General features: G+C 69.6%; 15 protein-coding genes and 1 pseudogene. 12 read left to right on the top strand and 4 right to left on the bottom strand.

Features of this window, described 5'->3' with window-relative positions:
* Positions 1-26 precede the first annotated feature (26 nt).
* The 3 genes from RCH22_RS01255 (at position 27) to RCH22_RS01265 (ending at position 3,326) form a co-directional block, all read left to right on the top strand.
* Positions 27-1,490, top strand: a complete 1,464-nt coding sequence (locus tag RCH22_RS01255; RefSeq protein ID WP_327012516.1) for a cryptochrome/photolyase family protein — start codon at positions 27-29, stop codon at positions 1,488-1,490.
* A 597-nt stretch (positions 1,491-2,087) separates the two neighbouring features.
* Positions 2,088-3,014 carry a Pvc16 family protein gene (locus RCH22_RS01260; RefSeq protein WP_327012517.1) on the top strand — a complete coding sequence of 309 codons (927 nt, stop codon included), beginning with the start codon at positions 2,088-2,090 and terminating at the stop codon, positions 3,012-3,014.
* A 21-nt stretch (positions 3,015-3,035) separates the two neighbouring features.
* On the top strand, positions 3,036-3,326 hold the full coding sequence (locus tag RCH22_RS01265; protein WP_327012518.1) for a hypothetical protein: 291 nt from the start codon (positions 3,036-3,038) through the stop codon (positions 3,324-3,326).
* A 290-nt stretch (positions 3,327-3,616) separates the two neighbouring features.
* On the opposite strand, the pseudogene RCH22_RS01270 reads toward RCH22_RS01265, so the two are convergent.
* Positions 3,617-4,072: pseudogene (locus RCH22_RS01270) on the bottom strand (RNase H family protein); the annotation flags it as partial.
* 70 nt (positions 4,073-4,142) lie between these two features.
* The gene (locus tag RCH22_RS01275) at positions 4,143-5,324 is read right to left on the bottom strand and encodes a MarP family serine protease (RefSeq protein ID WP_327012519.1); all 1,182 of its coding nucleotides are present in this window, start codon (positions 5,322-5,324) and stop codon (positions 4,143-4,145) included.
* 109 nt (positions 5,325-5,433) lie between these two features.
* On the opposite strand from RCH22_RS01275, the gene RCH22_RS01280 reads away from it, so the two are divergent.
* Positions 5,434-6,663 carry a DUF4192 domain-containing protein gene (locus RCH22_RS01280; protein WP_327012520.1) on the top strand — a complete coding sequence of 410 codons (1,230 nt, stop codon included), beginning with the start codon at positions 5,434-5,436 and terminating at the stop codon, positions 6,661-6,663.
* A 22-nt stretch (positions 6,664-6,685) separates the two neighbouring features.
* On the opposite strand, the gene RCH22_RS01285 is transcribed toward RCH22_RS01280, so the two are convergent.
* Together RCH22_RS01285 and RCH22_RS01290 are read right to left on the bottom strand one after the other, a co-directional pair.
* On the bottom strand, positions 6,686-8,188 hold the full coding sequence (locus RCH22_RS01285; RefSeq protein ID WP_327012521.1) for an aspartate aminotransferase family protein: 1,503 nt from the start codon (positions 8,186-8,188) through the stop codon (positions 6,686-6,688).
* A gap of 3 nt (positions 8,189-8,191) precedes the next feature.
* Positions 8,192-8,674 (bottom strand): Lrp/AsnC family transcriptional regulator, encoded by a 483-nt coding sequence (locus RCH22_RS01290; RefSeq protein WP_327012522.1) that lies wholly within the window; start codon positions 8,672-8,674, stop codon positions 8,192-8,194.
* Between the two features lie 177 nt (positions 8,675-8,851).
* Here RCH22_RS01290 and RCH22_RS01295 point away from each other — a divergent pair, with 177 nt between their 5' ends.
* From RCH22_RS01295 to RCH22_RS01330, 8 genes are all read left to right on the top strand, one after another.
* The gene (locus tag RCH22_RS01295; RefSeq protein ID WP_327012523.1) at positions 8,852-9,961 is read left to right on the top strand and encodes an FHA domain-containing protein; all 1,110 of its coding nucleotides are present in this window, start codon (positions 8,852-8,854) and stop codon (positions 9,959-9,961) included.
* 5 nt (positions 9,962-9,966) lie between these two features.
* On the top strand, positions 9,967-10,857 hold the full coding sequence (locus RCH22_RS01300) for a protein phosphatase 2C domain-containing protein (RefSeq protein WP_327015426.1): 891 nt from the start codon (positions 9,967-9,969) through the stop codon (positions 10,855-10,857).
* Positions 10,858-11,007: 150 nt separating this feature from the next.
* Positions 11,008-12,546: a serine/threonine-protein kinase gene (locus RCH22_RS01305; RefSeq protein WP_327012524.1), complete on the top strand. Its 1,539-nt coding sequence runs from the start codon at positions 11,008-11,010 to the stop codon at positions 12,544-12,546.
* Positions 12,543-18,545, top strand: coding sequence for an Ig-like domain-containing protein (locus RCH22_RS01310; protein ID WP_327012525.1), 6,003 nt, complete (start codon positions 12,543-12,545; stop codon positions 18,543-18,545). The genes RCH22_RS01305 and RCH22_RS01310 overlap by 4 nt, the downstream gene beginning before the upstream one ends.
* A 75-nt stretch (positions 18,546-18,620) precedes the next feature.
* Positions 18,621-19,631, top strand: coding sequence for a MoxR family ATPase (locus tag RCH22_RS01315; protein ID WP_327012526.1), 1,011 nt, complete (start codon positions 18,621-18,623; stop codon positions 19,629-19,631).
* On the top strand, positions 19,628-21,010 hold the full coding sequence (locus RCH22_RS01320; protein ID WP_327012527.1) for a DUF58 domain-containing protein: 1,383 nt from the start codon (positions 19,628-19,630) through the stop codon (positions 21,008-21,010). Before RCH22_RS01315 ends, RCH22_RS01320 begins: the two co-directional genes overlap by 4 nt.
* On the top strand, positions 21,007-23,394 hold the full coding sequence (locus RCH22_RS01325; protein ID WP_327012528.1) for a transglutaminase domain-containing protein: 2,388 nt from the start codon (positions 21,007-21,009) through the stop codon (positions 23,392-23,394). Before RCH22_RS01320 ends, RCH22_RS01325 begins: the two co-directional genes overlap by 4 nt.
* Positions 23,391-24,140, top strand: coding sequence for an FHA domain-containing protein (locus RCH22_RS01330; protein ID WP_327012529.1), 750 nt, complete (start codon positions 23,391-23,393; stop codon positions 24,138-24,140). Before RCH22_RS01325 ends, RCH22_RS01330 begins: the two co-directional genes overlap by 4 nt.
* The last annotated feature ends 12 nt before the right edge of the window (positions 24,141-24,152 follow it).

Here is a 24,152-nt window from a genome sequence, read left to right on the forward strand (position 1 = left end):
GTTCGCCCGGCTCTAGACTCACCACCATGCCGGTGCCCCGATTCCTGTTCGCCGACCAGCTCGGACCGCATTTCGACGACGGCGGACCGATCGTCCTGGTCGAGGCCGTCGGGGTCCTCGGCCGCCGGCCGTACCACCGGGCGAAGGCGCACCTGATCCTCAGCGCGCTGCGGCACCGGGCACGGGAACTCGGCGATCGGGTGGAATTCCTGCGCACGGAGCACTATCGCGACGTGCTCTCCGGCCGCCCGCTCGAGGTGATCGATCCCACCAGCTGGGGGGCGCGGGCGCTCGTGGTCGAACTCGGGGCCGACGTACTGCCCAGTCGGGGTTTCGTCACGAGCGAGGCCGACTTCGCGGACTGGGCGGCGGGCCGACCGGCCTCCCGGCTGGTGCTCGAGCAGTTCTACCGTTCGGTGCGCGCCCGGACCGGCGTCCTGATGCGCGGCCCAGACCCCGAGGGCGGCCGGTTCAACTTCGACCACGACAACCGCCGCCCGCCACCCCGTGGGGCTGTCGGCCTCGGCCTGCCCGACCCGTGGACCCCGGTCGAAGACGAGATCGACGCCGAGGTGCGCCGCGACCTCGACCGGCTGCAGGCGGATGGCCGGATCACCCTGATTGGCCGGGACGGACCGCGACGCTTCGCCGCGACCCGGACCGAAGCCCTGGCCGCCCTCGACGACTTCATCGAGACCCGTCTGAACGACTTCGGTCCCTTCGAGGACGCGTCGCTGCGCGGAGACGATGCGATGGCGCACTCCCGGTTGAGCGTTCCGCTGAACCTGGGCCTGTTGCACCCGCGGGAGGTGATCGATGCGGTCGTCGCCGCCCACGCGAGCGGCGCGGCGCCGCTGCAGAGCGTCGAGGCCGTCGTCCGTCAGCTGATGGGCTGGCGGGACTGGGTGTGGCACCTCTACTGGCACCTCGGACCCGACTATGTCGGCGGCAGCAATTTCCTCAATGCCCACGAGCCGCTGCCCCGGTCGTTCCGTGAGCTCGACGGCTCCGGCGTGCGCGCGGCCTGTGTCAGCCACGTGCTGAACGCCGTCGCCGACACCGGCTGGGCCCATCACATCCAGCGCCTGATGATCCTGGGCAACCAGGCCCTGCAGCGCGGCTATCACCCGGGCGAGCTGAACGACTGGTTCATCGCGGCATTCGTGGACGGCACACCGTGGGTGATGCCGGCCAACGTCGTCGGGATGTCCCAGCATGCCGACGGCGGCATCGTCGCGACCAAACCATACGCGTCGGGCGGCGCCTACATCTCGTCGATGAGCGATTTCTGCGGCGGCTGCCCGTTCAACCCGAAGAAACGACTCGGCGAGGATGCCTGCCCATTCACGGCCGGCTACTGGGCCTTCCTTGACCGGGTCGAGCCGCGCATCCGCGGCAACCACCGCATGAACCAGCCGCTGGCCGGACTGCGACGTCTCGTCGACCGTGAGGCCGTCGTCGCGCAGGAGCACTCTCGCACGGTGTGGTGAGCGCCCGGGCACTGCCGGGCGTTAGATTCAGGGAGAGGGCGCTCGTGGCCGGGGTTCGAGACGGCGGAAACCAGGAGGAAGATCGAGAACATTGAACTGCGCCGGGTGCGCCTGCCGCTCGTCCGGCCGGTCCGTACCTCCTTCGGCTCCGTGTCCGAGCGCGAGGCCCTCCTCGTGCACGTGAGCACGGCGGATGCCGAGGGCTGGGCCGAATGCGCCGCTGAGGCCGAGCCCCGCTATAGTTCGGAGTTCCTCGACGGCTGCGAACTCGTGATCCGCGACCACCTCGCCCCGCGGCTCAACGCGGCCGGCGAACGCCTCACCGCCGAACGGGTCGCACCGGCTACCTCGAGGCCAGGCGGATCCACGACGTCGCGGCCGCCCACGGCGTTCCGGTGTGGTGCGGCGGCATGCTCGAGACCGGCATCGGCCGGGCGGCGAACGTGGAGGTGCTACCCGACGTGCTCCACGACCTCACCGTGTCGAGTTCGGACATCCGTTTCTGATAGAGCGGCAGGAGAAGTCCTCGACCTGCGCGGTCAGGCGGAGTAGCGTGAAATCGGTGGCGGGTCCACTGCCCCAGAAGCCGGAGTCACCATGTCGTCGCTCTCGAACTACGGGCAGGTGATCGCGGCCACGACGGTGGCGCTCCAGACGATGCTCGCCCGGCCGCCCTTCGGACTGAACGTCACGGCGCGCAGCCTCGACGTCGCACGCACCGGGGTCACAGGGTCTTCGATCAACCTGTTCCTCTACAGCGACAGCCTGATCAGCTACCGCGAGGCGAGCGCCCAGCACGGACCCAGCCGGGTCATCGCGGAATTGCGCTACCTCGTGAGCGCCTTCGCCGCCGACATCGAGGACACCGACGCGGCGAGCCACCGCGACTTCGGCACCGCCCAGGCCGCGATCGAGCGGCACCCGGTGCTCACGGTTCCCGTGACCGGGAGCGAGAACCTCCAGGTCTGGCTCACCCCCTCTCCGCTCACGACCGAGGTGCTCACCTCGCTCTGGCAGGCGTCCTCCACCCCCTTGCGCGTCTCGTTCGCGGTGATGGCGTCATTCACCCTCGACACGACGGAACGGGTCACGAAACTCGGAACGATCCGCGACGTCGTGAAGCTCGCCGGTGCGGGGGCGATCGCCGTGTTCAGCGGCACGGATACCGGTGCGAAGGCCGCGGCTGCGGCATCCGCTGCGAGCGAGCTCGGCAAGGCCCTCGTCACCGTCGGGCTCGACAGCGTCGTCGCCTCGTCCCCCGAGGAGACGGATGCGACGCTCGACCGCCTGTTCGAGCGGGTCAAGGATGCGGGCGCCGTACTCCTGGTCGACGACGCCGATGCCCTCTTCGGCGTGCGCCCCGAGGAACTCGACCTCGACGACCCGTATGCGGCGATCGACGTCGGGGCCGTGCTCGACCGGCTGGGGAACGCCCCGAGCGTCGTCATCATCGCGCTCACGGGACTCTCCGGCGACGAGCTCGCCGACCGCGCGAGGGTCGAGGTCAGGTTCCCCGGCGACTGAAGCCCCGCTTACGCTGAGGGAATGCCCTCGTTCCGGATCACCATGACCATCGGCAGCCTGCAACCCGGGGTCGCCCCCGACTCCGTCCTGCCCGCTGCGGCCGCCGCCGCGGCCGAACTCACGACCGTCGAGGCGTCCGACCTCGCCGTCGTGGCGGGCTCGGCGCGCGCGACCGTGCGCTTCACCGCGGACGATTCGGCCTCAGCGGTCCGAATCAGCGCGCACACCCTCGCGGGCACCCGCGTCCGCGCCGGAGTGATCACGTGGCAGGTCACTGAGCGCGTCCACGGTCGCTGGCTGCCCGTCCACTGACCCCGTTAGATCAGGGTGCGGAGCGCCTCCTCAACCGTCAGCCCGAGGCGCGCTGCGTGTGCGGTGAGCCGGGCGTGCTGCTCGGAGGTGAGCGTGAGGGAGACCTTATGCGCGGCGGCAGGGTCTGCAGCGTCGTCGAACGAGAACAACTCCGGATGCGCCGCGCGCGCCGGCGGAGCCGCAACGGTTCGGCGCACGGCCGGCTTCTGCTCTCGCGAGGAGGCACCGGCAGCAGGACCGACCGCAGGGACCGCCTGGGCAGCCGGTGCCGCCGGGGTGCCCGCGCGCACGAACCCGGGACCCTTCGGGATCGGCCCACCGCGCTGGTACGCCTCGGAGACGGCCCGTGCCCGGGCATCGGCTGCCTCGTTGAGCGGGTGGTTCGCGTGTCCCTTGACCCATTCGAACCGGTAGCGACGGCCGGCGAGCGCCGCGTCGATCTCCTGGAGCAAGTCGAGGTTCAGCACCGGCTTGCCGTCGGCCTTGCGCCAGCCCTTGGCCTTCCAGCCGCGCATCCACTTGGTCACCGAGTTGATCACGTACTGGCTGTCGCACAGCACGAGGAGGTCCTCGTCGAGGTGCGCGGTCGCGTGGAAGAGCTCGAGAACGGCCTTGAGCTCGCCCTGGTTGTTGGTGGCGTGCTTCCAGCCGCCGGCGTCCCAGCAGGAGTCGTCGACGTACCAGGCCCAGCCGGCCGGTCCCGGGTTGCCGAGTGCCGAACCGTCGGCGGCAGCGGTGATGGTCATGGTGGCCTCTCCTCGGGGAGCGGTCTCGCTCCCCGGTGTTCTTCCCTATTTTCGCATTGACCGGGCGGAGCTAGCCGACGACGCAGTGCCCGGGCTCGACGGAGTCGGTGAGCGATGCGGCCTCTGCGGCGACGGGGGTGACGGACTCCATTGCGAGGGCGTAGCCGATGTTGGCGGTGACCGTCGACTTCGCGAAGACGACGCCGACGACTTTGCCGTCCTGATTGAGCAGCGGCCCGCCGGACTCGCCGTGCTGGATGTCCGCCGCGAGGGTGTAGATCGGCCTGGAGGTCGGATTGTCGCCGTAGATGTCACCGACGACGGCCGGAGCGACCGCGACGACCTCCGCGGGTCCGGTTTCGAACGGTCCGCCGTACGGATAGCCGTCGCTCACGGCGAGGCTTCCCGTTGCGAGGTCTGCACCGAGGCCGAGGGGTTCGGCACCGAGCCCCGCGACGGCGATGACGGCGAGGTCTGCCGCCGGGTCGAAGTAGACGACGGTTCCCGCGCGGGCCGTGCCGTCTGCCGACTCGACGACGGGCTCTGAGACGCCCGCGACGACGTGCGCATTGGTCAGCACCCGGCCCGGCGCGATGACGAAGCCGCTCCCGGACTGGTTCTGCCCGCAGGCGTATGCCGTCCCGACGATCTTGAGCACGGAATCCTGCGCGGCGAGCAGTTCGGCGCTCGTTTCGGTGACGACGGGAACCGTGGGCACCGGCCCGTTGAAGGCCTCGATGACCCGCGGGATGCCCTCGGTGACGACCATCGCACGCAGTTGGGCGAGGAAGGCCTTGACCGGATCGGGCGTGAGTGAGTCGATCGACCGCACCACCGTCGACGAGGCGATCGCGGGCGACAGGATCGGCACCCCGAGTGACCCGATGCTGAAGGCGAGCATCGACAGGATGCTCGCTGCGACGACGACGGCGATGCCGGCGCCGAACACCCGGTCGACGACGAGCAGCCGTTTTCGGGCCGCTCGGGGACGGAGCACCCTGCCGAGGGTTCCGCCGATCGACAGACCGCCGAGCAGGAGGGCGGCGGCGGTGGCGAGGGTTGCTGCGGTGCGCCACTCCGCTGCAGGCACCCAGGCTCCGACGAGTGGAACGAGGAAGTATGCGGCGATACCGCCGGCGACGAGGCCGGCGATGCCGCTCAGGCTGCCGATCAGGCCGCTGCGGTAGCCGGAGACGAAATAGCCCAGCAGGAGCAGGACGAGGAGGACGTCCACGATGGTCGAAATGGGCATAGCTCCAAGACTACGTCGGGAGTTATGCACAGGTCCGTTCCTTGCGCGAGTTATGCACCGATCCCCAGCGAGCGCACCCGGGGAGGGAACGCCCCGGGAGAGTGTCCGCATGACACCGACCATCGTGAAGACAAAGGAAGCCCACGACTTCCTCGCCCTCGTGCCACAGCTCGCCGGGTTCCAGCCCGAACGCAGCGTGGTCCTCGTCGCCTTCCGTGGCAACCGCACCTGCGGCGCCCTGCGCTTCAACCTGCCGGAACCCGACCTCGCACGCACGGTCCTCCGCCGCGTCGCGACCACTCTCGTCGGCACGCTGTGCAAGATCGAGGGGGTGGATGCCGTCGTACCCGTCCTCTACACCGACGAACGGTTCGCGGAGGCGCCGGGCATCCCCGGTGAGCGCTTCGCGGAAATCCTGGGCCGCCGGGCCGAACTGTCCGGCTTCCTGGTCCGGGATTCCCTGTGCGTCGCCGCAGACGGCTGGGGTTCCTACCTCGACCCCGCCTGCCCGGCGGGCGGGCGGCCGCTGTCCGAGATCGCGGAGTCCCCGGTGAACCGCGACCTGCCGCCGGAGGCCCGGCGTGAACTCGGGCACCTCGTGAGCCGGGCCGACCTGCCGAAGGTCGACCTGGCGCTCCGGGAGCACTGCGCCCGGAGGCTGACCCGGTACGAATGCCTCGGGTCCCAGGTTCCCGACGCGCCTGACCTGCCCGAACTCGTGGCCATGGTCGGGGACATCCTCGACCCGGTGTCGACAACGGAGGCCGCGCTCGAACTGGACCCCTCCGCTCTCGAGGCCGAAGAGGCCGCAACCCTTCTGTTCCTGCTGAAGAGCCCGGCCCGGCGCGACCAGGTCATGCTGCAGATCGCGTTCGGCGAGGAGATCGGGCGGATGACGCACGAACTGAACGAACGGTATGCCGCGATCCAGCGCGAGACCGGCCGCAGCATGGACGACATCGTCGCAGAGGAGCAGGCCGGATCCGGCGCCACACGGGGCCTCGCGCAGACAGGCGACCTCATGCTCGGATCCGTCTCGCAACGCCCTGACCCTGAACGGATCGAACGCGGTATCGACCTCCTGAAGACCCTGGTCGCGCTAGCCCCGAAACGGGTGCGCCCCGCGCCACTGTGCATGCTCGCCTGGCTGTCGTGGGCGCTCGGGCGCAGCTCGGTCGCCGGGATCTTCATCGACCAGGCCCTGGCGATCGACCCGGAATACGGCATGGCCAGGCTGCTGCTCACCGTCGTCTCCGCCGGGCACCTGCCCGAGTGGGCGTTCGCGGTACCCGCCTGGGACCCGGAGGACGAGCCGGGTCGGCCCGGCCAACCCGGCTGACCCGGCGCGGGCCGGCTCCTCGCTACAGGTACTTCGGGGCCTCCGCGAGCACACCGTAGAGGATGTCGCCGATCTCCCGGAACTCGGACGGACCGATGGTCAGCGGGGGAGCGAGCTGCACGACGGGGTCGCCGCGGTCGTCGGCGCGGCAGTACAGCCCGGCGGAGTAGAGCGCCTTGGACAGGTAGCCGCGAAGCAAGCGTTCGGATTCCTCGTCGCTGAAGGTCTCCTTCGTGCCCTTGTCCTTGACGAGTTCGATCCCGAAGAAGTAGCCCGCGCCTCGCACGTCGCCGACGATCGGCAGCGCGAGCAGCTTCTCGAGCTCGGCGCGGAAGATCGGCGAGTTCGTGCGGACGTTCTCGTTGAGCCCTTCTTCCTCGAAGATGTCGAGGTTCGCGAGCGCGACCGCGGAGGAGACCGGGTGCCCGCCGAAGGTATAGCCGTGATAGAACGTCGTGTCGCCGTGCTTGAACGGCTCGTAGATGCGGTCGGAGACGATCGTCGCGCCGATCGGTGAGTAGCCGCTCGTCATGCCCTTCGCGCAGGTGATCATGTCCGGTTCGATGCCGAAGGTCGTCGAGGCGAACATGTTCCCGATCCGGCCGAAGGCGGTGATGACCTCGTCGGCGACGAGGAGCACGTCGTACTTGTCGCAGATCTCGCGCACGCGCTTGAAGTAGCCGGGGGGCGGCGGGAAGCATCCGCCGGAGTTCTGCACGGGCTCGAGGAACACGGCCGCGACCGTCTCAGGCCCCTCGAACTGGATCATCTCCTCGATCCGGTTCGCCGCCCAGAGGCCGAACTTTTCGATGTCGTCGCCGAAGCCGGAGCCCATCTCGTCCGCCCGGTAGAAGTTCGTGTTGGGCACCCGGAGCCCCCCGGGAGTGACCGGTTCGAACATTTCCTTCATCGCGGGGATGCCCGTGATCGCGAGGGCTCCCTGCGGGGTGCCGTGATAGGCGACGTTGCGCGAGATGACCTTGTGCTTGGTCGGGCGGCCCTGAAGCTTCCAGTAGTACTTGGCGAGCTTGAACGCGGTCTCGACGGCCTCGCCGCCACCGGTCGAATAGAAGACGCGGTTGAGGTCGCCGGGAGCGAACGAGGCGAGCCGGTCGGCCAGTTCGATCGCGTTCGGGTGCGCGTACGACCAGATCGGGAAGAACGCGAGTTCCTCCGCCTGCTTGGCGGCCGCCTGGGCGAGGCGCTTGCGCCCGTGTCCTGCATTGACCGTGAAGAGGCCGCTCAGGCCGTCGATGTACTTCTTCCCGTTCGAGTCCCAGATGTGGTGTCCGAGGCCCTTCGTGATGATCGGAACGCCCGCGCCGGATTCGACGACCGACTGGCGTGAGAAATGCATCCAGAGGTGGTCCTTGGCCTTCTGCTGCATGGCCGCGTTCTCGGCGTCCGTGTAGACGGTGGGCCCGGCATCCTCCGGCGTCGCCGCGGCATCGGCACCGGTTGCGTCAGCACTGACGACCGCGGGCGACGCGGGAACGGATTCGAGCAAGGGTTCTGAGAGTGTCATTTTTTACCGTGTTCCCCAGTTGTAGAACTGTTTGTGGAGTTTGAGATAGACGAATGTTTCAGTGGACCTGACCCCGTCGAGGTTGCGGATCTGGGAGTTGAGCAGGTCGAGGAGCTCATCGTCGTCCTCGCAGACGACCTCGACGAGGATGTCGAAGGAGCCTGCCGTCAGCACGACGTAGTCAACGGCCGGCATCGCGGCGAGCAGGTCCGCCAGCATCCGGGTGTCTCCCGAGGCACGGATGCCGATCATGGCCTGGCGGAAGAAACCGAGCTGCATCGGGTCGGTGACGGCCACAACCTGCATGACCCCGCCATCCGTGAGCTTCTGCACCCGCTGGCGCACGGCGGCCTCGCTGAGCCCGACGGCCTTGCCGATCTCCGCGTACGACCGGCGCCCGTCGACCTGCAATTGCTCAATGATTTTCTTCGAGACATCATCGAGGGGTACCGGCTTGCCCGGCGTGGTACGTCCGTTTGCGACCATCCAGCGATTATGCCAGCGAGACCCTGCCCCGGCAAGCGATTCCGCAGCTTTTCACGGCAAACGCTGCGGATTCCATATCTTTGAGGGTTTTGGCGGTGCGTGGGGCCTCCCCGCGCCGAACGGCGGATCCGCGTACTCGGGATACGGTGAAGACCCTACGAGGACGAAGGGAGTCCCATGGGCCGAGAGTGGATGTTCGTGGCCGGCCGCTCCTTCATCGCCGCGGTCCCCGTCGACGCGCCCCGTGGTCTCGTCACGGCGCTCTCGAGCAGGGCCGGAGACGCCTGCGTCTCGGCCGAGGCGCTCGTCGGACTGTTGCCGCTCGGTGGCTCCGACGCTCTCGAGTCCTTCGCGCTCGTGATCCGTGCAGCGGCGGATGAGTCCGCCGTGACCGTCGTCGTGCGCGGACCGGTCGCCGTCGACGTGTTTTCGGTCGGCGGTTCACGACGCTTCACAGACCAGGGCATCCGGCCCTGGAACCTCGCCGATTTCTCCGCAGTGACCGGCGTCGTCATCGGTTCCCCGGACACGGCGGCGCTCGCCGCAGTGCCCGGCGGAAGCGAAACCGGGAACGCACAGGGCACAGCGGTCGGCCGGACGGTGCGCTGGTCGCCAGGCGGCCTGCCGGCCGAAACGGACGACACCGCGATGCGGCTGCCGGAGGACACCGTGATCCACAGGCCGGACGACACGGTGATCCGCGGGGCGGACGACACGGTGATCCGCGGGGCGGACGACACCGTGCTCCGAGGGGCGGACGACACCGTGCTCCGAGGGGCGGACGACACCGTGCTCCGCGGGGCGGACGACACCGTGATCCGAGGGGCGGACGACACGGTGAGCAGCCCGCAGAATGACACCGAGGACACCGCGACCGGCGCGGCCCTCCGTCCTCCACTCGCCCGGTTCCGGCTGTCCGACGGCCGTGAGTTCCCTCTCGACCGTCCATACCGGCTCGGCAGGCGCCCGGCACAGCCGCGCATCCCCGTCGGACCGAGCATCACTCTCGTGGCCGTCGTCTCTGCCGGCTCGCTCGTGTCCGCGACCCACGTCGACATCCGGCAGGTTGGGGACGTCATCGTCGTCACTGACGCGGGCTCCCGGAACGGCACCATTGTGGTCTCCGCGGACGGGCGCAAGGAACGGCTCCGTCCCGGCGATTCCCGAACTGTGCCTCCGGGTACGAGAATAGACATCGGGGACGATAACATCATCGAGATCATCCCGGCGAGCGGCACCGAGTCGGCTCCGTATTTCCCAGCACATCGTGGAAGGCACCACCCGTGACCCAGATTGGTCAAGGCTCAGGCGGATTCGAGGTCGCTTTCCCCTCGGTGAAGAAAACGGTCTCGCTCGCGTGGGCCGCACTCACCGACACCGGGCATCGCCGCGAAGTCAATGAAGACAGCCTGATCTCCGCGCCGCCCATTTTCGCGGTCGCGGACGGCATGGGCGGGCATTCCGCGGGCGACGTCGCGAGCGCGGCCGTCGTGCACCGGCTCGGCGAACTTGCCGGGCGGGACTCGCCGCAGAATGCGGCCATCAACGCGGCACTCGGCCTCGCGGTCACGGACATGGCGTCCGGTGTCGGCGTGACCGACCTGGGCACAGGGACCACGGTGACGGGAGCGGCACTCACCCTCGTGTCCGGCGCTCCCCAGTGGGTCGTCTTCAACATCGGCGACTCCCGGGTCTACCTGCTCACCTCCGGTGTGCTCGAACAGATCACCATCGACCATTCCGTCGTGCAGGAACTCGTCGACGCCGGCCGGATCACCCGCGACGAAGCGGATGTCCATCCGCACGGCAATATCATCACCCGCGCAGTCGGGTTCCACGAGGCGCCCGTCCCCGACTACCGTGTGCTGCCTGTGCACCCGGGGATGCGCCTCCTGATCTGCTCAGACGGGTTGACCAAGGAACTCACCGCATACGGCATCCGGCATTTCCTGATCTCGAACCCGGACCCGGACGACGCGGCGAAGGCGCTCGTCGAGGCCGCGCTCGAGAACGGCGGTCGCGACAACGTGACGGTGATCGTCCTCGACGTCCTCGATATCGAAGACAGCGAAGACAGCGAAGACAGCGAAGAACGTGAAGAGGACGTGGGGACCGGCGGCCCGTCCGACTCGCAGGACGCCGACACCGGCCCGCTCGACATCGTCCATCTCGACACGAACTGAGTTCGACACCCCCTGAGTTGGGGGAGCAGCATCCCGGACACGTGCGGGGCAACTGCATAAACTTGAGTGACGCCAGTCGTGATACCCGTTCGATGCGCGTTCACGGACCAGTTCAGGGACCATTGGCGAGAGCGAGACGGGGAGGCCGCGATGCAGCGACGATTACCGTCGATGCCCCCGAACCTGCCGGGGTTCTCCTACCTCCGGGTGCTCGGCTCCGGAGGCTTCGCCGACGTCTTCCTCTACCAGCAGGACCTTCCGCGCCGACAGGTCGCGGTCAAGGTGCTCCTCGCCGAGGTCGTCAACGACCAGGTCCGGCAGCTGTTCCAGGCCGAGGCCAATCTGATGGCCTCGCTGAGCTCGCACCCGTCGATCCTGACCGTGTTCCAGGCCGGCGTCTCGGCGGACGGACGCCCGTACCTCGTGATGGAACAGTGCTCTCCCGCGCTCAGCCAGCGCTACCGCGCGGAGCCACTCGGCGTCCCTGAGGTGCTCCAGGTCGGCATCACCATCGCGAACGCCGTCCAGGCCGCGCACCAGGCCGGCATGCTGCACAGGGACCTCAAACCCTCGAACATCCTCGTCACCCGCTACGGGCACGCCGTGCTCGGCGACTTCGGCATCGCGGCCACGGTGAGCGAAGCCAGAAACGTCGAAGCGGTCGGGCTGTCCATCCCCTGGTCCGCTCCGGAAGTCCTCCTCGACGAGGTGTCAGGCTCCGTCGCCTCCGAGGTCTGGTCCCTCGGCGCCACCCTGTACTCCTTCCTCGCCGGTCATTCGCCGTTCGAGATTCCCGGCGCCGAGAACAGCTCGGCCCATCTCATCTCCCGCATCAACAAGGCCAGGGTCCCGGCGATCGGCCGGGCGGATGTCCCGAGCAGGCTCGAGCTCATCCTCCAGCGTGCGATGTCCCGGCGGCCAGAGTCGCGCCAGGGCAGCGTGCTCGAGCTCATCAGGGAGCTGCAGTCGGTCGAGGGCGAACTGGGTCTCCTCCCCACCCGGCTCGAAGTCGCCGACGAGGACTGGGCCGCTGAGAACGGCGTCGACGACGACGACCGCACCCGGATCTCGGCCGTGAATTCGATCAATGCCTACCAGGAGCCGCGCCGCCGCCGCGTGAATCAGGCGCCGCGAGGGCGCCGTTCGGCGGCCGGTGCGCTCGCCGACACCTCCGGCGCGCGCAGCCCGTCCGGTTTCGACGCTTCGGCGGGGACTGCGGGCAGCGTGGGCACGGCCAGGGGCACGTCCCGCAGCACAGCCAGGGGTTCCGTGCAAGGGGGTTGGCGGCGTTCGGCGCTCGTCTGGGCTCTCGTTGCGGCATCCGTCGTCATCGTCGTACTCGCCGTCGTGACGGCGTCGGCGCTCTCGCACCAGGCGACGCCAGGGCTGCCGACCGTGAGCAACGTCTCGGGGGAGCTGCGGGACGGTATGGTCGTGTTCGGCTGGGCGGACCCCGGCATCGCCCAGGGGGACAGCTACGTGATCACCCTCCGCACCGGTGAGAGCAGCATCCAGAAGGGCACTGAGTTCAGCGTCGACCCGCACGGACAGGCCAGGGTCTGCGTAAGCGTCGCCGTGAACCGGGACGGGCGCACCGGGGGCGCGAGCGGCGAGAAGTGCGTCGACGCCGGCGGATCAGTGACCGGCAGCGCGCGCGGCGACCTGACCCGAGGCGGCGACGCTTCGTGATCCGTCTCTGGGTCTCCCGCCAGTTCGCTGCGCACCGCTCGGCGTGGGCGACGGCCCTCGGCGGAACGCTCGTCCTCGCCCTCGTCGTGACGACCGCTGTCGTGTCCGGCGGATACACCGCCCAGCGTCTTGACCTCGGCGATGCCGCCGTCTGGGTCACCAACGAGACCCGCCAGGCTGTCGGCCGGGCGAACACGGCGGTGATGGAGCTCAACACGGTCGTGACGAGCGAGAGCTCAAATCTCGACGTGCTCCAGTCCGGAGCGACGGTCCTCGTGCTCGACACCGGCAACAGCTCCCTCGATATCCTGGACCCGGCCACGGCAACCATCGTGCGCAGCGTGGCACTGCCGCCCCGGGCGCCCGCCGTGTTCCTCGCTGGAACCCGCACCCTGATCGCCTCGAACGGCGAGGTCTGGGAGACCCCGACGAGCCGGCTCGCGAGTTTCGACACGGCGACCGCGCCGACGCTCTCCCTCGGCGCCGGCTCGGTCGTGAGCGTCGACGACACCGGAACCCTGGTCTCATTCACGCCCGCGACGGGCGCCCTCGCCCAGGCGCCCTCCGGAAGCGGAACGGTCACCTCGAGCCAGACGCTCAACGCCGGATCGCCGGGCGACGATTACCAGCTGACGAGCGTGAACGGCGCCTGGGCGCTGCTCAACGCGACCTCGCGGCACCTGTTCCTCGATGGCAGGGACGTCGACCTGTCCGGGTTGATCATCGACGGCACCGCCCCCGCCCTGCAGCAGCCGAGTCTCTCCGGCTCCCGGGTGCTGATCGCCCACGAGCGGGGGCTCGTCGCCGTCCCACTCTCCGGCGGCGCCCCGACCGTGCTCGTCAGCGGCCGGAACGGTACCGCGGCGGCCCCGGACACCGCCGGACAGTGCGCCTATGCTGCCTGGTCGGACGGAACGGTCTGGCGCGACTGCGGCGACGCCGGGTCAGGCGGCTCGGCGTCTGGAGCGTCCGGAGGCTCCCGTGGAACGCAATCCGGCACGACGACGACCCTCACCGGGCTCAACGGCAACGCCAGACTCGCCTTCCGGCGCAACGGCACCGGGCTCGTGCTGAACGATGCGCACAACGGTTCCACCTGGGCGGTCCAGCGCGACAATCAGCTGATCGACAACTGGGCCGACCTGATCGACACGGCCCCGGACACCCAGCGCATCGAGACCAACGGCGACGACACCCCTCCGGTCTACGACAAGGTGCAGGCCCCGCCCGTGGCCGTGGACGACTCCTTCGGAGCCCGGCCCGGCCGGATCGTGACCCTCCCTGTGCTCCTCAACGACTCCGATCCCAACGGGGACGTGCTCGTGATCGAATCGGTCACACCGATCGACGCGACCGACGGCCGGCTTGAACTCGTCGGCAACAACCAGCAGGTGCAGCTCACCGTCGCGGAGGCGGCAACCGGTCAGATCCGCTTCGGGTACACGATCAATGACGGCCGTGGCGGGAGCGCATCCGCAACCGTCACCGTCACTCTCCGGGCGCCGGGGGAGAACTCCGCTCCCGAGCAGGTTCGAACCACCCACGCGACCGTGCGGGCAGGCGGCCGGGTGACAAGCCAGGTGCTCGGCGACTGGATCGACCCCGACGGCGACCCGGTCTACCTCGCCGCAGCGTCCGCCGCCGGCCCCGACCTGCTGAGCTTCACCCCCGCAGGCGCCGTCGTGTTCACGGATGCCGGCATGAACGCCGACGACAAACGGGTCGGCCTGAGCGTCTCCGACGGCCGTCTGCTCGGCACGGGCTCGCTCACCGTCTCCGTGCGCGCGAGCGGCGCCGTGCCGATCGTCGCGGACTCCTTCATCGTGCTCGCGACTGCGGGGGCCGAGGTCTCGGTGTCCCCGCTCGACCACGCCCGCGGCGGGTCGGCGCCGCTGCGACTTTCGAGCGTCCCTGCCAAGCCGGATGCCACGATCACCCCCGACTTCGCCTCCGGTGCGTTCCGGTTCCTGAGCAGCACGCCGGGGGTCCACGAGATCGAGTACTCGGTCACCGACGGGCAGCTCACCGCGACGGGAAGGGTGCGCGTCGACGTCGCTCCCGCCGCCGACGCCAACAGCACCCCCGTCACCGTTCCCCACACGGCCTTCATCCGTGGCCAGCAGGCCACCCTCGTCGACGTGCTCGCGACCGACTTCGACCCTGCGAACGGGGTGCTGCTGGTCACAGGGACGATGAACGTGCCGGCGTCGAGCGGTATGCGGATCGAGATCCTCGACCAGCGGATCCTCCGGGTCACCCTGACCCGTCCGCTGCCGGACGGCGGGCTCAGCTTCGGGTATCGGATCAGCAATGGGCTCGCCGATGCCGAAGGCACCGTCACCGTCGTCGAAATCCCCGCGCTCGGTCAGAAACAGGCCCCGATCGCCGTTGCGGACACCGCGACCGTCCGGGTCGGCGACACCATCGACATCCCGGTCCTCGCGAACGACGAACAGCCGGACGGTGACTCGCTGACCCTGGACCCTGTCCTCGCCTCCGGCCTGCCAGCCGGAGCAGGCCTGCTCTTCGCCGCGGGCACCGTGCTGCGTTACCTCGCGCCGACCACTCCCGGCACGTACTCCGCGGTGTACCGGGTGAATGCCCCCGACGGCCAGTATGCCAACGCGGAGGTGCGCATCTCGGTGCGCGAAGCCGACCCGAGCACCAACAATCCTCCCGTCCCGAAGACGGTGACCGCGCGGGTGCTCTCCGGCGGCACCGTCGAAGTGTCGATCCCGCTGACCGGGATCGACCCTGACGGCGACTCGGTCCAGCTCGTCGGCCAGGAGACCAACCCGGAGAAGGGATCCGTCACCGCGGACGGGACGGACACGTTCCGATACCAGGCCGGGGAATACTCCGCAGGGACCGACACGTTCAGCTACGCCGTCGTCGATGCCCTCGGCGCTCGGGCGATCGGCACCGTGCGGATCGGGATCAGCCCGCGCCTCGACGGCGCCCGCAACCCTGTCGCGGCCCCCGACGACGTCGTGGTGCGTCCGGGAAGCACCGTCTCCGTGCACGTGCTCGCGAACGACTCGGACCCCGACGGCGGCCGGCTCACGATCAGCGGCGTCGAACCGAGCGGCACCCCGGCCGACCTCGCGGCCGACCACGGCACGGCCATGATCGCCGGGGACACCATCGCGGTCACGGCGCCCGCGACACCCGGCCGGTTCGGCTTCATCTACGAGATCAGCAACGAGCGCGGCGGCACCAGCTCGACTTTCCTCACCGTCGTCGTGCGTGCGGATGCCCCGCGTGCCAGGCCAGAGGCCAGGGACACCCACTTGACCCTCTCCGACGTGCTCGCGGGCGGCACCGTCGACGTCGACGTTCTCGCAAACGTGACCTTCGCCGACGGGCCGGCGCGCGGCCTGGCGCTGAGCGTCCCCGAGTCCTGGGCCGACTCCGCGAGGGTCACAGACGCCAAGCGCGTCCGGGTGACCGTGCACGCCACGAGCCAGATCATCCCGTTCCAGGTCGCGAACCCCGACGACGCGAGCATCACCGCCCTCGCGTTCATCTGGGTGCCGGGGTACACCGACGCCCTGCCGCAACTGCGGAAGGGTGTTCCCGCGCTCACTGTCGCGAGCGGCGCTAACCTCACCATCCCGATCAACGACTACGTCGTCGCCGTCGGCGGCAAGCAGGTGCGCCTCACCGACCGGAGCCTCGTGCACGCCACCCGGTCCAACGGTGCAGACCTCGCCACCTCGGACACGAGCATCGCCTTCACGAGCGCGGACCAGTACTACGGTCCGGCCTCGGTGTCGTTCGTCGTCACTGACGGCACCGGCGCAGGAGACCCGGCCGGCCACACTGCCACGATCGTGCTCCCGATCACGGTGACGCCGCAGGCGAACCAGCCACCGGCCTTCGACGGCGCCGTACTCGACTTCGAACCCGACCAGACCAAGGTCATCGACCTGTCCAAACTGACCTCCTACCCGTACCCGAACGACCAGGCCTCCCTCGTGTACGCGGTGCTCGACCCGAAACCGGCCGGATTCGACTACTCCCTCGATGGCCAGCAGCTGACCCTGCACGCCAGGACAACGACGCTGCCTGCCTCGGGTGGGCAGGGCGGCCACGGGTCCATCACGATCGGCGTCTCGGCCGGCGGTACGCCCGGCCGGGCCGGGCGCATCGAGATGAGTGTCGTCGCGTCGACCCGGCCGCTTGCCATTCCGGCGGCGGATGTCGCGATCGCCCCCCGCGCCCAGACGACCGTCGTCGACGTGCTCGCCAACGACGGCGCGGCCAACCCGTTCCCACAGGTCCCGCTCCGGGTCGTCGCCGTGCGCGGACTCGGCGGTGCCGGGATCCCCGCCGGAGTCAGGATCACCCCGAGCGCCGACAACAGCACACTCAGCGTGCAGGTCGCAGCGAACGCCGCCGCGGCGGACACGAACCTCGAGTACGAGGTCGCCGACGCGACGAACGACCCGAACCGGTACGCCTGGGGCACCGTGCGGATCTCGGTTCAGGACCGGCCGGACCCGGTGACGAGCCTCTCCGTGACCGGGTTCTCGGACACCCGTCTCGCGGTCGCCTTCAACCCCGGCGCCGCGAACAACTCCGCCGTCACCGGCTACGAGATCACCCTCGTGACTGCCGTGACGGGCGCAGCGATCAGCACCACCACCTGCCAGGCGACCTCGTGCACGGTTCCGACCGGCGGTAACGGGCGGGCCAACGCGGTCCGGGTCTCGGTCGCAGCGCGCAACGGCCTCGGCCTCGGCGCGACGACCGCGCTCGCGGACACCGTCTGGTCCGATGTCGTGCCGGCGGCGCCCGGGAATCTCACGGCCGCGCCGCTCAACGGTGGCCTGACGATCAGCTGGGCACCCGTTCCGAACGGTGCGGGTTCCCCGATCGCGGACTACCTGGTCACAGTCAACGGCACGACCCAGCCCGCCGTGAGCGCGACGGGTCCTGGCTGCGGGACCACCCGGTGCTCGCTCACGGTGAACGGCCTCGCCAACGGCACTGACGTTCCGGTGAGCGTGAGCGCCCGTAATGAGTCATATCCCGCCCTCTCGGCGTGGACATCCGCTTCGACCCAGGGCACGCCATACGGTGCGCCGACAGCCGGCGCGGTCTCCGCATCGGCCGGTGCCGCCGGCACCGTCCACGTCGCATGGGATGCCTTCTCCGGTTCCGGCGACCCCGTCGGCGGGTACTACGTGCAACGTCTCACGAACGGTACGGTGCCGACGGGGAACCAGGCGTGCACGGTCACGTCCCCGGCCCCCGGCACCGTCGTCGTCCCCCACACGGGCGCGAACGTCGCCGAGATCAAGGCTCTCGGAGCAGGCGCCACGAGCGTCGACTTCACCGGGCTCACCTCGGACACCGCGTCATACTCCTTCGTGGTCTGGGGATACAACAGGGCCGGCTGCAGTAACAGCCAGGTCACCACCGTTCAGGTGCAGTCGACTCCCGGCGCGGTCACCGACCCGGGAGCCTCGATGGGGATGCACGACACGGCGTACGACCTGCAGATCACGCCGGTGAGCCCGGGCGCCGGCGTCACGGGCTATGAAGTCCGGGCCGTCGACGCCGCGACGGGGACCCCCGGCGCGAGCACGACCTTCACCGGGACCGCCCTGCCACGCCAGCTGCTGAGCCCGACGGTCTTCGGCGCACCGTTCAGCTACCAGGTGCGCGCGTGTGACACCACGGCCACCTGGGGCACCTGTGGGGCCTGGTCTGCGACGATGACGGCACCGGCGGCATCCGTCAGCCTCGCCGTGACCGGCCTGGCCTACGACCCGGCAACAGGCGTATTCGGCTGGACGAACGGCCCGAACAACGGCAGCCACACCACCGGATACAGCTGTTCGGTGCCGACGGACCCGGGTGCGGCGCCCGTGCCTGGCGGCCCAACGAGCTGCACTCTCGCCGCTCCTGCAGCAGCAGGCACGGCCCGCCTCACTGTTTCCGTCGACCTCGGGCTCGGCGCGGGCAACCCGGTGTACAACTACGACCGATGAGATCGATGAGACTGTTGAGACTGTTCCGATGAAGACCCGAAAGACACTGAGATGACTATCCCAAGGACCGGCCCGATGAATGCCCCGACGAACTCGACCGAGCAGGCGGCCGCCGCCACGATGACCGCAGGGGAGGCCGCGCAATTCGCCGAGGTCTTCGAACGGCTCGTCTCCGGGGTCGAGCGGGTGCTGCTCGGCAAGCACCACGTCATCCGGATGGCTTTCACCGCGCTGCTCAGCGGCGGTCACCTGCTGCTTGAAGACGTGCCTGGCACCGGCAAGACGAGCCTCGCCCGGGCGATCGCGCAGAGCGTCCAGGGCACCAGCAACCGAATCCAGTTCACGCCGGACCTGCTCCCCGGCGACATCACCGGCGTCAGCATCTACGACCAGCGCAATGGAGCCTTCGAATTCCACCGCGGTCCCGTGTTCGCGAACATCGTGCTCGCCGACGAGATCAACCGCGCGAGCCCGAAGACCCAGGCGGCGCTGCTCGAGGTGATGGAGGAGGAGCAGATCACCGCGGACGGGGTGACGCACCCCGTCGCCGAGCCGTTCATGGTGATCGCCACCCAGAACCCGATCGAGCAGGCGGGCACCTACCGGCTGCCAGAGGCCCAACTCGACCGGTTCATCATGAAGGCCTCGATCGGCTATCCCGACCACGCCTCGACGATCCAGATCCTCGAGGGTGCCGGACGGCGTGCGCACGCGGTCGTCATCCCCGCCGTCGTCTCTGCCGCGACGGTTGTCGAACTCGCCGCGCTCGCCCGGACGGTCCACGTCGACCCCTCGATCAACGACTACGTCTCCCGCCTGGTCGACGCGACGCGCACGACCACCGAGGTGCGCCTCGGCGCGAGCGTTCGCGGTGCGCTGGCCCTCATCCGCACAGCGAAGACCCTCGCTGCGGCCAACGGGCGGCACTATGTCATTCCCGACGACGTGAAACAGCTCGCAGAGGCGGTCCTCGCGCACCGGCTCCTGCTCGATCCGGAGGCCGAGTTCGACGGTGTCACACCCTCGAGCATCGTTGCGCGCATCCTGATCGAGACGCCTCCGCCGGGAGACCGGCAGGCCGCGTGAGCGATCTGGGCGGCGCAGGTCCGAACGGCGTCGGCGAGGACTCCGCCGACGGTCGTCTCGCCGTGCTGCTCGTGCGTTCGGTCGGTGCGGTCCTGGCGACCGGTGCGCTGCTGACGAGGACCTGGCGGCTCGCCACTGCCGTCGTCACGATCCTCGGCTGGAGCGTGCTCGCATCCGCCGCCGTCGCCCTCGCGACCGGGTACCGGCTCGGCTGGACCGAACTCGTGGTGCTGGGCTGGACTGGGCTCGCGCTCGTCCTGGCTTCATTCGGCTTCCTCTTCGGGCGGACCGCGTACCAGATTCGGCTCAGGGTTCCCGTGGACCGGGTCGTCGTGGGGGAACGGGTTCCCGGTGAACTGATCGTGCGCAACCCGACCGGCCGCCGGCTGCCTGGCGTCGGGGTCGAGGTTCCCGTCGGCCTCGGCCTCGCCGAGTTCGCCATGCCCGGGCTCGCGAGGGGTGCAAGCTTCGAGGACGTCTTCATCGTCCCGACCGTGCGGCGCGGGATCATCCCGATCGGGCCGGTGCGGACGGTGCGCGCAGACCCGGTCGGCCTCGTGCGCCGGGAACTCGTCTGGGCGGAACGGGTCGACCTCTTCGTGCATCCGCGCACCCTCCCGATTCCGAGTATGAGCACGGGGTTCATCCGTGACCTCGAGGGAAACCCCACCCGTGACCTCACCAACCTCGACATCTCGTTCCACGCCCTGCGGGAGTACGTTCCGGGGGATGAACGGCGCAGCATCCACTGGAAGAGCACCGCGAAGACCGGCCGCCTCATGGTGCGCCAGTACGAGGCGTCCCGGCGCAGTCACCTCCTGGTCGCACTGAGCCTCGCCGCAGACGACTACGCAGACGACGAGGAATTCGAACTCGCCGTGAGCGTCGCGGGCTCGCTCGGGGTGCGGGCGATCCGCGACGCACGCACGGTGTCCGTCGTCACGAGCGCCATTGCACCCGGCGCCGGCCGCCCGGGTGCGGCCGGCCGGGACCAGGGGCAGCACCGGCCGAACCGGGCAGGCACGAAGCGGCGGCGCCCCGCCGCCGAAAGGCTCAGCACCCTGACGATCACCCGCCTGCTCGACGACCTGTGCCGTGTGGATCGCACGGCGGATGCGCTGCCGCTCGGCGCACTCGCGCAGTCCGCAGCGGACACCGTCGCCGGTATTTCGGTCGTCTTCCTCGTGTACGGCTCAACGGTGAGCCTCGCCGAGCTGCGCGCAGCGGCGACCCACTTCCCCGGCGGGGTCGAAGTCGTGGCCGTCGTCTGCGCGACAGAGTCTGTGCCGAGCCTCCGGCGCGTCGCCGAGCTCAGCGTGCTCACCATCGGCTTCCTCGAAGACCTGCAGCACAGCCTCGCCAAGGGGGTTGCCGCGTGACCGGGAGAGTGAAGCCCCGCGCATCCGCCGCCTTCGTCGTCGGGAACACGGCGGCGCTGCTGCTCGCGACGATGGTCGCGGCCGTGACTCTCTGGCCGGTTTACGGGAACCGCGAATTCGTGGTGCTCGTCGTCGTCACCGCGTTGCTCGGTTCGGGAATTGCGATCGTCGGTATGGTGTTCCGCTGGCGGGCGTGGCTGGTCTCGCTCGTCACGATCGCGGTGTATTTCCTGGTCGGAGTGCCGCTTGCGATCCCGGGCGAGGCGACCAGGGGCGTCCTGCCGACCCTCGCCGGGCTCGGAGACCTCGCCGCGGCGACCGCACTGAGCTGGAAGGAGCTCGTCACGATCGTGCTCCCCGTCGGCTCGTACCAGGCCCTGTTGGTTCCGGCTCTCATCCTCGTCCTGTCGAGCACCGTCGCCGGACTCTCGATCGCCCTCAGGGCACGGGTCGGCGAGCTCGGCGCACTCGGACCGATCGCGCTCTACGTCGCCGGGATCGGCCTCGGACCGACCGTCGGATTCGCGCCGATCGAGACCGGTCTCGCTCTCTTCGTCGTGCTGCTGTTCTGGCTGCTCTGGCAACGCGCGGCACGCCGGCGGGCGCTGCTCGGCCTCTCCGGTGCCCGGCAGTCCGCGCGCACCCGCGAATCGCGGGCCGGTCGCCGGCTCACCGCGGCCCGCGGGGTGCTCTCGGCCGCGCTGATCGCCGCCCTCGCGATCGGGGTCGGTACCGCGGCGGCCATGGCCTTCCCTGTGCAGGTGCCCCGGGATGTCGTGCGGGCCCGCGTGCAGCAGCCCTTCGACCCGAATGATTACCCGAGCCCGCTGAGTGAATTCCGCAGTTACCTGCAGCCCGGGCGGTCCGATGCCGTGATGCTGTCGGTGACCGGCCTGCCGGCCGGGGGACGGTTGCGACTCGCGGCCCTCGATTCCTACAACGGAATCGTCTATTCCCTCGATGGGGCAGCGAACTTCTTCACCCGACTTCCCGACCGGCTCGACCAGAGCGGGGTCTCCGGCGACCCCTCGTCGATCGACGTGACCATCGACGATTACGCGGGCGTCTGGGTCCCGGGTACCGGGCAACTCGAACGCATCCGCTTCAGCGGGGAGACCGGCACGGCCCGGGCCGATGCGTTCTACTACAACGACGGCACGGGGACCGCTGCCGTCCTCGGGGGACTCGCCTCCGGCGACACCTACACGGCCACCGCGGTCGTGCCACTGGTTCCCGGGTCGCTCGCGACGCTCACGCCGGGCACGGCCGCCCTCCCGGCACTCGAGGCGCTGCCCGACTCCGTCGAAGGGGCGCTCGCGGGATACGTTCGCGCCGGGGACCCGCCCGGCGTGCAATTGCAGGCCATGCTGGACGGGTTGAAGGCGGATGGTTACGTGAGTCACGGCATCGGTGAGGACGAGCCGGTGAGCCGGTCGGGCCACGGTCTGGACCGGATCAGTCAGCTTTTCACCGATAAGCCCATGCTCGGGGACGCCGAACAGTACGCCGTCGCGGCCGCGCTGTTGGCGCGGCGGCTGGGGTTTCCAGCCAGGGTCGTCATGGGATTCGTCCCCGAGCCGCTCGGATCCGCCGACGCGTCGGAAACGCCGGTGATCGTGCACGGGGCCGACGTATCCGCCTGGATCGAGGTCCAGACGGCAACGGAGGGCTGGGTGACGATCGACCCCACTCCCGCCGTGCGCGACGTGCCGGAGAAACAGCCGGACCGGCCCCAGATCGTCTCGCGACCGCAGACCGTCGTGCCGCCGCTGGTTCCGAGTGTGACGGAGCAGCGGGATCCCGCCTCTCCCGAGAATGCCGCGGAGACACCGCCGGCACCGCTGTCGCCGTTGCTGGCGCTGCTCGTCACCGTGCTGACGATCACCGGTTGGACGCTGCTCGCCGCCCTCGTCATCGCCGGCCCGTTCCTCGTCGTGATCCTCGCTAAGGCCCGTCGGCGCAGGCTCCGCCGCGGAAGGGGCTCAACGCTCGACCGGGTGCGCGGCGGCTGGCGCGAATACGCGGACACCGCGGTGGACTTCGGCATCGATGTGCCGGTCGGCGCGACCCGCCTCGAACTGGCCGAGGCGGTCGGCGGGGAGCCGCCTGTTGCGGCGGCGGTCGCGGTGGACCGGGCTGTTTTCGCGCCGGGGCGGCCGAGCGACGGCGTCGCTGACCAGATCTGGAGAATGGTCGAAGACCTGCGGTCCGCGCTCGCCGCGGGACGCACCCGCAGGGACCGGTTCCGAGCCCTCATTTCGCTGCGCTCGTTCGCTCGCTACGCTGGAAGGGCATCCGTTCCACCTGCGAATCGGGGCACGCCGAGCGGGGACCGGGTTTCCAAACCCGGCCGGGACCGGCGAAAGGAAGGAGTCGTTTCGTGAATTGCCTGATCTGCGGGGCGCCGCTGAGCGCGGGCGCCATGTTCTGCGGTGAGTGCGGCAGTTCGACGAAGGCGACCCCGAAGACCCGCAAGCGTCACGACCCGCGTCCGAACGACACGACGATCATCCAGCCGCTGCGACCCCGCCCGACCGTTGTCTCGATTCCGGTGACCACCGCTGCGGCCGGTCCCGGCGTGCTCGGCAAGCCTGGGGTGTCCGCCCCGCCCGTTGCCGTACCGTCACCCGAACCCGAACCCGAACCCGAAGCCGAAGCCGAAGCCGAAACCGAGATCGAATCGTCGTCGCCGTTCGCACCGGGCCGTCGCCTGCACCCCGTTACTCCCACGCGTCCGTCCAGGCAGGGCGCGCATACCCACGCTTCCCACGTCGCCCTCACCGGTGGTGGAGCCCCGACAGCGGTCGGCGCCTTCGTGCTGCAGTTCAGCACAGGGGAGGACCTCGAAGTGTGCGGCACCGGACTGATCGGACGCCGGCCGATGCCGCAACCGAGCGAGCACTTCGACCGTCTTGTGCAGATCATCGATCCGGGCATGTCGGTGTCGAAGACCCACCTCGAGTTCGGCCAACATGACGGCGAGCTCTGGGTCAACGACCGCTTCTCCGGCAACGGCACCGTCATCCGCCGCCCCGACGCGACGATGGTGCGGTGCGAGCCCGGGCGCCGATATCTCGTGCCGCGCGGATCGCGCGTCGAGATCGGTGACCAGTACTTCCAAGTCAGCTGAGACATCGACCTG

Source organism: Cryobacterium sp. GrIS_2_6, assembly GCF_035984545.1.
In the GTDB taxonomy this organism is placed as follows: Bacteria; Actinomycetota; Actinomycetes; order Actinomycetales; family Microbacteriaceae; genus Cryobacterium.